The sequence below is a fragment of the Cloacibacterium sp. genome, from assembly GCF_047601505.1.
Taxonomy (GTDB): Bacteria; Bacteroidota; Bacteroidia; order Flavobacteriales; family Weeksellaceae; genus Cloacibacterium.
Genome location: NZ_JASGJD010000001.1, coordinates 2,995,768 through 3,006,944, shown reverse-complemented (window position 1 = coordinate 3,006,944; position 11,177 = coordinate 2,995,768). Strand labels below are relative to the sequence as shown.

9 protein-coding genes and 1 pseudogene are annotated in these 11,177 nt (G+C 32.4%); 6 read left to right on the top strand and 4 right to left on the bottom strand.

The window, feature by feature from the left end; genetic code table 11:
* Positions 1 to 14 precede the first annotated feature (14 nt).
* A complete protein-coding gene (locus tag QM746_RS13655) occupies positions 15 to 149 on the top strand; it encodes a T9SS type A sorting domain-containing protein (protein WP_414985157.1) in 135 nt (44 codons plus the stop codon).
* Positions 150 to 243: 94 nt separating this feature from the next.
* On the opposite strand, the pseudogene QM746_RS13650 reads toward QM746_RS13655, so the two are convergent.
* Positions 244 to 471 (bottom strand): annotated as a pseudogene (locus tag QM746_RS13650) (transposase); the annotation flags it as partial.
* Between the two features lie 653 nt (positions 472 to 1,124).
* On the opposite strand from QM746_RS13650, the gene QM746_RS13645 reads away from it, so the two are divergent.
* From QM746_RS13645 to istB, 4 genes are all read left to right on the top strand, one after another.
* On the top strand, positions 1,125 to 2,978 hold the full coding sequence (locus QM746_RS13645; protein ID WP_414984733.1) for a hypothetical protein: 1,854 nt from the start codon (positions 1,125 to 1,127) through the stop codon (positions 2,976 to 2,978).
* A gap of 378 nt (positions 2,979 to 3,356) precedes the next feature.
* Positions 3,357 to 4,256, top strand: coding sequence for a DUF1837 domain-containing protein (locus tag QM746_RS13640; RefSeq protein ID WP_414984732.1), 900 nt, complete (start codon positions 3,357 to 3,359; stop codon positions 4,254 to 4,256).
* Between the two features lie 112 nt (positions 4,257 to 4,368).
* The gene (gene istA, locus QM746_RS13635) at positions 4,369 to 5,922 is read left to right on the top strand and encodes an IS21 family transposase (protein WP_414984696.1); all 1,554 of its coding nucleotides are present in this window, start codon (positions 4,369 to 4,371) and stop codon (positions 5,920 to 5,922) included.
* Positions 5,923 to 5,925: 3 nt separating this feature from the next.
* A complete protein-coding gene (gene istB, locus QM746_RS13630; RefSeq protein WP_414984731.1) occupies positions 5,926 to 6,783 on the top strand; it encodes an IS21-like element helper ATPase IstB in 858 nt (285 codons plus the stop codon).
* Between the two features lie 611 nt (positions 6,784 to 7,394).
* Here istB and QM746_RS13625 read toward each other — a convergent pair.
* The 3 genes from QM746_RS13625 to QM746_RS13615 all read right to left on the bottom strand — a co-directional run bounded on the left by QM746_RS13625 (position 7,395) and on the right by QM746_RS13615 (position 9,701).
* On the bottom strand, positions 7,395 to 7,784 hold the full coding sequence (locus tag QM746_RS13625; RefSeq protein WP_414984730.1) for a RidA family protein: 390 nt from the start codon (positions 7,782 to 7,784) through the stop codon (positions 7,395 to 7,397).
* Positions 7,785 to 7,848: 64 nt separating this feature from the next.
* Positions 7,849 to 8,769, bottom strand: a complete 921-nt coding sequence (locus tag QM746_RS13620; RefSeq protein WP_414984729.1) for a helix-turn-helix domain-containing protein — start codon at positions 8,767 to 8,769, stop codon at positions 7,849 to 7,851.
* Positions 8,770 to 8,807: 38 nt separating this feature from the next.
* Positions 8,808 to 9,701: an NAD(P)H-binding protein gene (locus tag QM746_RS13615; protein WP_414984728.1), complete on the bottom strand. Its 894-nt coding sequence runs from the start codon at positions 9,699 to 9,701 to the stop codon at positions 8,808 to 8,810.
* A gap of 455 nt (positions 9,702 to 10,156) precedes the next feature.
* Here QM746_RS13615 and QM746_RS13610 point away from each other — a divergent pair, with 455 nt between their 5' ends.
* Entirely contained in the window at positions 10,157 to 11,152 is a 996-nt protein-coding gene (locus tag QM746_RS13610; RefSeq protein WP_414984727.1) for an SDR family NAD(P)-dependent oxidoreductase, read from the top strand.
* Positions 11,153 to 11,177 lie beyond the last annotated feature (25 nt).

Below are 11,177 nucleotides of genomic sequence, written 5' to 3'. Positions count from 1 at the left end.
GTCTTCTCTCATCAATAAAAATCCTAGAGAAACAATTTACCTATCTTAAAGAAGCTCAAATCGACCTTACTAATTATCCAAAAGGGCTTTACTTTATCAATCTTATAATTGATGGTAAAACCTATCAAACAAAACTCCTCAAAAAATAACATTCAAATATATTTCATATTTAAAACTATCTCCCATGAGATAGTTTTTTTATATAAAAATAACTGATTTACATTAATTTATATTAAGATTTAGACTATTCAAAAAACCATAATGACGGATTTTTACAAATCTTTTCGGTAGAATATGAAGCGAAAATCTTCGGATAAATTCTTCGTGGCTCAGCGTCATCTGCTTTTTGATGCCTTTATGGCGGTAATCTTTGTAACTGAAACTTACCGTTTCAATATCAATTTCCCCGATTCTTTGGTTGCTGATCGCGATTTTGTGGGTGTATCTCCCTAAATATTCAATCACAGAACGTTCAAATCGACCTAAAAGTGGGGGTCATGAATTAATTTTCCTAATTCTCTCTTTTCCATCAGAAGTAGAAGAGGAGGCTAGAATGATTAGTGACAGCTTTGGAAATAAAAAGTCCAAATATTAGGATAAGACGTTCAATATAATTTTCCATTTAAAAAAAAGAAGATGTGTTTTGATTCTGAATACTTAAATGTTGAATATTATTTAGTAAATTTGGAATAATAAAATGAATCAAAAACCTGCATTTTCAAAGTGAGTCATTCGGTGAGTAGCTGAAACCTGATTTCAGAAAATGTCGATAAATAAAGAGATTTAAAGAGATAGTGGTTTTCCCTCACTCTCCGCCAAAAGCCTTGTAAATCATTGATTTGCAAGGCTTTATTTTTTAAGGTGCTAATTTTAGTGGATTCTATTTTTTTTTTAAATCAATATCTTTTACAAAGACATCAATAAACCGAACAAGATTATCAGTCGTTATCTTCTAAACTTAAGATTTGTAGGTGATTGCGTGGAATTCCCTGTATGAATTGCATTAATAAATTTACGAATTTTAATCCGTTTCATCCGCTTTTTTCCTATTTTTGTTAATGCAGACTGGAAGTTTTTTCACAGTCTGGTGTCACCTGCAATGTTAAAAAAACACCGCAAAAAAAATGAACGAAAACCTCACTCAAAGAATTCTTGAATACTTAGATCAAAAAACCAACTATGCTGTAATAATTTCAGGAAAATATGGAATTGGCAAAACATTCTATCTTGAAAACACTCTTTTTCCAGAAATAAAAAAAATACTAAATAAAGACACGAAAAAAGAGCAATATAAAACTATTAAAATTTCTTTATTTGGAGTTTCATCTATTGATGAAATAGAGAAGTTAATATTTTTTGAAGCATATCCCATTTTAAAGAATAAAGGTGTTAAAGTCTTCGGTGGATTTTTAAAAGGTGCTTCAAATTTTTTCAGTGTCGATTTAAACGAAGTCATAAAGGACTCAGGTCTTACACCAAGTGAAATAAACAATTATGAAAACTTTGTAGTTTGTTTTGATGATATTGATCGCAAAAGCCCAAATTTGGACTTGTCAGAAGTTTATGGATTTATAAATAATTTAGTTGAAAATAAGAATGCTAAAGTAATTCTTATTGCAAACGAGGACACTCTAAGAAAGGAAGTTAACAAAGATAATGTAGATATATATTCTACTTTAAGAGAAAAAGTCATCGGTATTTCATTTCCTTACATACCAGATAATAACACTGTAATAAATAATTTATTCGAAAATTATAAAACTAACGATATAGAATATTATAATTTCTTAAAATCACAAGCTTTATATATTATTAACATTGTTAATATAAAAGATGACAATCTTAGGAATGTAATTTTTTTCTTAGAGCATTTCAAACAAGTATACAAACAAGCTTTTAGTTTAATAGACAAAAGTCAAAATCTCAAAACAATAAAGAATGAAATACTAAATGATATATTAAAATTTACACTACCAATAGCTTTTGAATATAAGCTTGGTAAACTCAATGATTCTAATTTGAAACTTTTGAATGAACATTTTTCAAATAATAGAATAAATTGGGATTTGTTTGGGCATAGAAATGAAGAATCAAAAACAGATTATGCAGATGAGTTCGTTAAACAATATGATTCGGATCAATATAAACTTAAATTTTTTGAAAGTATTTTAAAATATGTTATAGGTTATAATATTCTTGATACAGATAAACTTTTAAACGAATTAAAAGAAATATATAAAAGTGAAAATGCAAATTTTACTGAAAAGGAAATAATATTTAATAGTTTAAGATATTGGGGTTGTGTAAATTTAAATCCTAAAGATTATAAATCAACAACAAAGAACTTAATAAAGTTAATAGATGACAATAAGCTATCTTTAGATGAGTATACTACAGTTTTTCATTACATAACTAGGTTTGACAATCCATTAAACCTAAATATTGATAAATTAAAAAATAAAATAATCAAGAAAATTAATACTAATAAATATCAATATATAAAACATTTGAATTTTCGTTTATCAATTGATCCGACAGAAAAATACTTAAATGAAATTAAACAAATTGCAAATGTTTGTATAGAAAAGAATAATAGAATCTATCAAGAAAATGAATTAAATAAATTACAAATTATATTTGAAGTTTTTGAACAAAATTTTGATGAATTTATTGAAAACTCACAGAATCCCAATAATGAATTTCTTTTCAAACCATTTTTTGAAAAATTTAAATTCAGTAAATTATGGAATGTTATAAACAAGTTGTCAAACAGTCAGTTAATAGAACTGGGATTTTTAATTGAATATAGATATAGAGCTCAAATTTACCCAGATTTACTGGTAGAAAGAGATTTTATCTTACAACTTAAAGAAAAATTAGCACAGAAAATTATTTCGAAAAAATCAAATAAGTTAGATAAAGCAACTTATAAAAATCTTATTGAAAAAATTGACAAAGTAATTCCTAACTTCAACTAAAACACTACCGCTAATAACCAGTGTTTCGTTGGGCTCGAAGAGCCAACAATGAAACTTCTGTTGCCCTTCGACTTCGCGCTCAGGGTTCTCTACTTAGGCAGGGTTACTTCGGGAGCTTTTTTTAAGCATTATGGTTTTATCGTAAAAAGTTTTTAAAGATATTGAAGAGACTTTTAGAAGGGTCTCTTTTTTATGAAAGCAGATTGATTTTTTTATTAACTTTACAAAACAAAAAAACGAACGCTGAGCTAACTCAAAAAGCATTTTTGCAAAATTTTCTCATGCAAGCAAAGCTTCCTGTGAAAACTTCGCAAAGCCGCCGAGTCGTTATATGCAAGCCTAAAAATGCCGAGCACTAACCATAATAAACAAAATTAGATGCCCATAACAGAAACAGAAATAGAGAAATTAATTAGTTGCACAAAGATGTTCATGAACCATGTTCATTTTGTCCAGCAATCCTTTAATCTGCTTCCTGACAACAAGCATTATGGCACTTGCATAAACTATGTTGACTTACAAGAGTATCGCGATGAATTTTGTAATGAATTAGTAAACACAATATCAGAGTGGGTTTATAGCCAAAAAAAAGCAGCGGAAGTAATTGACATAATGATAGGTGAAGGGAGAAGTTTTCAAAATGCACATAACACCCTGACGACAGAAGCATTTAAAAAATTTAGAAACCATTCAACCGACAAATTATTAGTTCAAGGACAGTTTGGCGAATTGCTTTTATTCAATTTTCTGCAAAGTTTTTTCAAGAGTGTTCCTTTGCTTCGAAAAATGCCAATCACAACTTCTGTTGAGATGGAAAGATTTGGTGCAGATGCAATTCATTACAATTACAGTGGGGCGAAAAATCTTTTCTATTTAGGCGAAGCGAAAACTTATAGTAGCAAATACAAATTTGATACAGCAATTGAAGATGCTATTGGAAGCATTTTAAAAACTTACAAAGAGCATCGTAAAGAGCTTGGTAGATATGTTTACGACTCTTTCATTGATGATGCCTTGATTGAAGTTGCAAAAGATTATAAAAACGGAACTCTAAAAGATGTTGAACTTCATTTAGTTTCAGTTATAACTTATTGCGAAAACAAAAAGATTGAAAAGAAAAGCGAAAATCAAATCAAAGAGGATATTATTAAAATCATTGAAGAACGAGGGAAAGCCGTTGATAGAAAACATTTTGATTCAATTGATAAAGTGGAAAAAACGGTCAAATTGACCATGTTATTTCGGAGTAAATTGACCATCAGTTTCGGTTTAAACTGACCACCCCATTTCGGAGCAAATTGACCACCTCAATTAGAGGAGAAAAATTGCAACAAAAACTGCCCATTTTTTCATGACGTTAGAAGCTTAAATTCGATAAAAAAATCGAATTATGGCAAACACCCTAACAGACATGAGTAAAATAAGAAAAGTCCTTAAATTGTACAGCAAAGGGAACAGTAAGTTGTTTATAAGCACCTATTTATCCCTATCTAGAAACACCGTAAAGAAGTATATCTCAATATTTGAAGCTTCAGGAAAAACAAAAGAAGAAATTTTATCAAAGAGCGATTCGGAGTTAGAATTGCTTTTTTCTGGAGGCAAAGAAGATGTCGTAAGCCCCAAACTACAGGAGTTGTATGATTATTTTCCAAAAATGGAAAGAGAACTGAAGAAAGTAGGCATTACCATTCATCATCTATGGGAAGCGTACATTGCGCAGCATTCCGATGGTTTCAAGAGCTCACAGTTCCGTCATCATTACCGAATATGGAGCAACAGGGTAAATCCCGTGATGCACATGCACCACAAATGCGGGGACAAGATGTACGTAGATTACGCAGGAAAACCCCTTTATATCATTGACAAAACGAATGGAGAATTACGAGAAGTACAATTTTTTGTAGCCCTATTAGGTGGAAGCCAATACACGTATGCGGAAGCCACGTTGAGCCAACAAAAGGAAGATTTTGTACATTCAGTAGAACGAGCAATGCGTTATTTTCAGGGCGTTCCCGCTGCAATAGTTCCCGATAATTTAAAATCTGCAGTGGTTAAAAGCAATCGTTTTGAGCCTACTTTGAATGAAACTTTATCAGATTTAGCCGAACACTATGAAACCACGATTTTACCAACCAGAGCCTATAAACCACGAGACAAATCCTTGGTAGAAGGAGCCGTGAAGATTTTGTATCGAAGAATTTATGCCAACATAAAAGACCAACAGTTTTTCAATTTAGAAGAACTCAACCAAGAAATCTGGGATTTATTAGACGCTCATAACAACCGAAAACTCACCGCTCGTCCTTATTCTCGCAGGGAACTGTTTTTGGAAGACGAACAGCCTACCTTACGACCGCTTCCTACTACTTATTTTGAAATCAAATACCAATCCTTTGCCACGGTAATGCAGAACGGACACGTTCATTTAAGCCGTGATAAGAACTATTACAGTGTTCCATATCCCTATATCAAGAAAAAGGTGAAACTATTGTACACCAGTTCTACGGTAGAAATTTATTACAAATACAACAGAATAGCCCTCCACAAGCGCAATTACAAGCCTTATGTATATACCACCACTTCGGAACATTTGGCAAGCACGCACCGTTTTGTAGCAGAATGGAGTGCAGAACGCTTCATGGATTGGGCGAAAAGCATTGACGCAGCAGTTGGAGAATACATTCTGCATATCATCGAGAGTAGAAACCACCCAGAACAAGCTTACAAAAGCTGCTTAGGGATTTTGAATTTAGAAAAAAAAGTAGGAAAAGCGCGCCTCATCAAAGCTTGCAAACGAGGTTTGGAGTATGAAATTTACAGTTACAAATCCATACAGAAAATTTTAGAAAACAATTTAGATCACATGGATTATGACACAGAAGACCAAAGCCAGCAAGAACTTCCCGAACATAGCAATATTCGTGGAAAGCAGTATTACAACTAGAAGTTGGAAGTTAGAAGCTGGAAGCTGGAAGTTGGAAGCTGGAAGTTGGAAGTTGGAAGTTGGAAGTTGGAAGTTGGAAATTTATCAAAAATTATCAATTATCAATTATCAATTATTAAAATTATGAATGAAACCACTCTTACCAAAATGAAGCAAATGACGCTTCACGGCATGCACAACGCCTTTAAAACCTCTATTGAAAGCGGTAAAATCGACCATTACACGTTGGATCAATTTATATCAATACTCATTGATGCAGAATGGGACGAAAGGCATAACAGGCGTATTGAAAGAAGCATCAAGAACGCCAAATTCCATTACCAATCCAGCATTGAAACCCTAAATTATGATGCGTCCAGAAATTTGGATCGCAATCTTATATTGAGACTCTCGGAATGCGAATTTGTAGAAAAAAACGAAAACATCCTGATCACAGGAAGCACTGGTGTTGGCAAAAGTTATCTAGGAACAGCATTGGGCTATCAGGCTTGTATAGAGGGTTATAAGGTAAATTACTTCAACACCTCGAAGCTGTTTGCAAAATTAAAAATGGCAAAAGCAGACGGTTCTTATCTACGAGAACTCACCAAAATACAGCGGCAGGATGTACTTATTTTGGATGATTTTGGGCTCCAAGCGTTGGACAGCCAGAACCGAATTACCCTTTTAGAAATCATAGAAGACCGTCACAACAACGGTTCTATCATTGTAACCTCACAAATCCCAGTTCAAGGTTGGTATGATATTATTGGTGAAAAAACCATTGCAGATGCTATTTTAGACCGACTTATCCATCAATCTCACCGAATTGAGCTTCAAGGAGAATCAATGAGAAAAAAAAGAAACAGCAAAAATTACTAATTTTTATTACATTTGAATCAATAAGTTTAACAACAAAAAAACGCATGAAAAAAAGTAGTTTTTAAACAAGAAAAAGGGGTGGTCAATTTGCTCCGAAATAAGGTGGTCACTTTAAACCGAAATTGGGTGGTCACTTTAAATTGAAATAAGGTGGTCAATATCACTGAAATTTGCACTTATCGCTCGACATTGCATAGTGGTAAAAGTTGTTGTCTGGCTGAAAAATTTACATATCAATAGAGATTTTTTTCCTTCGGTATGTAAAAATTGTTCGATAAGGATGTAGTGAAGACTGCTTTTTTTAAAACGGTTTTTCCCATTGAAAACAAACAAGAGCATAGAAATGTCTACTCTTGTTTTGATTATTTAATTTAAAATTTATATTGAAAATAAGCAAGTTGTGTGTTTTAAATATTCCATCACTAACCTTTAGATTTGTAATTATAAAGAATGGTAATTTTAAGTAATCCTAATTTGCTTCTGATGAATTTTGTTTCTAAATTCATTTTGACAGTTTTAAGGGTGAATATTTATTTTTTTAACAAAACTAATTCTTTTGTCCTTGACTATCAGATTATATCGTGCCTAATACAGTCCAAACTAGGACATCACTATTTTACTACTGTCGCCTCAAATTCAACTTTTAGAGTTTCAAAAAGACTTTTCACTTCCAATACGGTGGATGTTTGTTTGATATTGTTTCTAGTTATCCAATTCTGGAAGATATCAAAATTTTCAAATAACTCTGAAGTAGAAACTGTATATATATTTAGCCGTACAATGTTTTTCAACTCATAATCAGCTTTTAGAATAATTTTTTCTAAATTTTGAATGGTTTGGATTAATTGTGAACGCATATCTTCATTACTTGATATTCCATCATCATTTATAGCTGTTTGTCCCGAAACATATAGTGTTCCTTCAATGTTTTTCACTTCGATTGCCTGAACATAATTTCTAGCATCTTGCCAAGTCCAGGGATTGATAATATGTTTTTCCATCTATAAATTGTTTAAATTATTGCTTAAAAGTCTTATAGCACTTTGTCAATATCTATCCTTTCAGCTAATTGAACGAAGCCCTAAACTCCAAAGGTGTTAAATTTGTTTTACTCTTAAAAAGTTTACTAAATGATTGAGAATGCTCAAAGCCTAAATAATAAGCAATTTCACTAACAGACAAATTTGAGGTTGATAATTTTTCTTTTGCTTTTTCTATTAGTTTGTTATGGATATGCTGCTGCGTATTTTGACCAGTTAATGTTCTAAGCAAATTACCCAAATAGCTTGGAGAAACATTTAAATTCTCTGCAACATAATGAACTGTAGGCAAACCTTTTGAAATTAAATCATCATTTTTAAAATAATCCGTCAATAACTTTTCTAATTGTTCCAAAATCTGATGATTAATTTTCTCTCTCGTAAGAAACTGACGATTATAAAAGCGTTCTGAATAGCTCAATAAGTTTTCTATGTGTGTGATGATAATTTGCTTACTGAACTTATCAATGTTAGCTCCACATTCCTGATGAATATTTTTCACAATCCCATTGAGTATAATTTCCTCTTTATCGGAAAGAAATAATGCTTCATTTACAGAATAATTGAAAAAATCATATTTCTTAATATTTTGAACAAGGGAAGAATTCCAAAAAAAGTCAGGATGAATAAGTAAAAGCCATCCTGAATTTACGGGTTGATGAGCTTCATCTACCAACACACTAAAAACCTGCTGCGGAGACATAAAGAACATAAACCCTTCATCAAAATCACATTCCTGATGCCCATATTTAAACTTGGCATTTGAAGTTCTTTTCAACGAAATAGAATAAAAATCGAGTACCCAACTCAAGGAATTATTTTCTACCATATGCTTAATGGTTGAGTAATCTATTACACTAATCAAAGGATGTTCGGGCTTGGGTAAATTTCGAAATTTATGAAATTCGCTAATAGTTTTTATATAAATTGGTGTTTTTTTTGTCATATTTAATTTGATATTATTTGACTCCTTTTATTGCTGATCTATTTTTGATTATAGGCGATAGCAAAATCTTTTGCAAAATCAGTTATTTTAACTTTTCCCAATATGGGTTTATGCAAATTGAAATCTTTATAAATACTTCCGTCGCGTTGTGCAGACTGCATTGCGACATAGTCTGCTGCGATTTTGGGGTTCATTCCAAAATTTAATAATCCATTCAAATATTGTTCGTCCGTTACAGTTATCCATTTTAAATCGGTCTTCCCGATAGCTTTCCCCAATGCATCTGCAATGTCATTTCCCGAAACCTCGTCACTGGCTACATAGCGTATTTTGCGGTTGTCGAACGGACTGTCAAATTCTTCTGCAATCACATCTGCAATATCCTGAGGCGAAACCCAAGGTTCTTTATTGTTACTTTCGAGATTTGATATAATAACGCTCTGTGTTTTAATCGTGGCAATTTGACCAAGTAAATTTACATAAAAACCTACAGGACGAATGAATTTAATTACAACATCTTCGGAAAGCTGATTAAGGATACTTTCTGCCAAATGGTGGAATTGTAATATGCCCACACCTGTGGAAGTATGTGCTCCAATGCTGCTTAAATGAATAACTTTTTTTATCCCTGATTGTTCAATAGCCTGTTTGTAGTTATGTACAACTTGGCTTATATATTGCATATAGTCAAAATTGGGATTGAAAAAACCAAATGTTTCCATGCAATAAACAGCATCGGCATTTTTAAATGTTTTTATTAGGAAAGTTACATCTTCCATTGTTCCAATGGCAGCTTTTGCTCCCAATTTTTCAATGTCCTTTTGCTTATCAGTATTGCTACTAATAATAGTTACCGAATGTCCTTTTGAAATTAATTTCGTTGCAATCGGTTTACTAATGTTGCCTAATGAGCCTGTTAAAATGATATTCATATTTCTATTGTTTTAATGTTACAAAATTGCAAGAATATCAAAGAATAAATGTAGCCAAAACAACGGTTGTTGTAACCAAAATGAATCAAAGAATGTTAATTCATTTAAAGGAAATTAAAATAAGTAAATAGATTTACAGCTCTATTAATAATATATTGGCAAAATAAATGAGTTAATTTCAAATTTAACCATTTTCACTTTTTTTGTTGCAACTGCTTTTCAATTCCATATTTTTTTAATTTAGTTCTATTAAAAAAGCGTCAGCTTCGTTTGTTCGAAATTGAACTTTTAGTTCTTCTTTCGCCCGCACTGACACCAATCCGTATCTCGATGTGCAAAAAACAACCGATAGACTAAACAAAAAACTTGAACTTTTAAACAAAGTAAATTCGGACGTTTAGACAAAGTTACCCGACAAAATGCTATCTACCTTTGTCCTAACAAAATTTAAAAAAATGGGACAGACTAATTACAACGGAGCATTACAGAAACCAATAGGTTCAGGCTTCAACGCAAAATCAACTTCAACAGAAGTTATTAAAGGTATTGATCTTATAGGAAAAATCGCCATTGTGACAGGCGGAAACACTGGCATTGGATTGGAAACAGTGAAAACACTTGCAAATGCAGGCGCAACAGTCATTGTTCCTGCAAGAGATATTGAAAAAGCAAAGAAAAATCTGCAAGGAATAAATAATGTTGAAATCGAAGAAATGGATTTAATGAATCCAACTTCCATTGATACATTTGCTGAAAAGTTTTTGGCTTCGGACAGACCTTTGCATTTGCTTATCAACAACGCTGGAATTATGTGGGTTCCGCTACGCAGGGACAATCGTGGTATTGAATCGCAATTAGCAGTAAATTATTTGGCACAATTTCAACTCACAGCAAGACTTTGGAATGCACTAAAAAAAGCTGACGGAGCAAGAGTAATAAACGTTTCATCGCAAGGACATCAATTTGCGCCTTTCAATTTTGACGACCCGAATTTTGAACATAGAGAATATGAAACTTTGCAAGCTTACGGACAATCAAAAACCGCAGTCAATTTGTTTTCGCTTGAACTAGACAATCGAGCAAAAGAATTTGGCGTAAGAGCGTACTCATTACACCCTGGTTCTATTGGTGGAACTGAATTAGCAAGAGAAGCACCATTGGAATTGTTTGTAAAAATGGGCTTTTGTGATGAAAATGGAAATATTAAGCCTGAAGTTTCAGCAAACTTAAAAACAATTCCGCAAGGTGCTTCTACAACAATTTGGTGTGCAACAAGTCCGTTATTAAACAACATTGGCGGTGTGTTTTGCGAAGATACAGACATTGCCAAATTGTCTTTGGTACAGGAGATTTCCGCAGGTGTAAAACCTTATTCGTTGGACGAAACCAGCGCAAAAAGTTTGTGGCAACTAAGCGAAAAGTTGACAGGCATAACATTTGAACTTAACTGATTTTTGTAAATTTGTAACCATACAA

Bases quoted from the DNA above. Each gene is read 5' to 3' on its own strand.
- QM746_RS13610 (WP_414984727.1), top strand. From the start codon at position 10,157: ATGGGACAGACTAATTACAACGGAGCATTACAGAAACCAATAGGTTCA.
- istA (WP_414984696.1), top strand. From the start codon at position 4,369: ATGGCAAACACCCTAACAGACATGAGTAAAATAAGAAAAGTCCTTAAA.
- QM746_RS13645 (WP_414984733.1), top strand. From the start codon at position 1,125: ATGAACGAAAACCTCACTCAAAGAATTCTTGAATACTTAGATCAAAAA.
- QM746_RS13625 (WP_414984730.1), bottom strand. From the start codon at position 7,784: ATGGAAAAACATATTATCAATCCCTGGACTTGGCAAGATGCTAGAAAT.
- QM746_RS13640 (WP_414984732.1), top strand. From the start codon at position 3,357: ATGCCCATAACAGAAACAGAAATAGAGAAATTAATTAGTTGCACAAAG.
- QM746_RS13620 (WP_414984729.1), bottom strand. From the start codon at position 8,769: ATGACAAAAAAAACACCAATTTATATAAAAACTATTAGCGAATTTCAT.
- QM746_RS13615 (WP_414984728.1), bottom strand. From the start codon at position 9,701: ATGAATATCATTTTAACAGGCTCATTAGGCAACATTAGTAAACCGATT.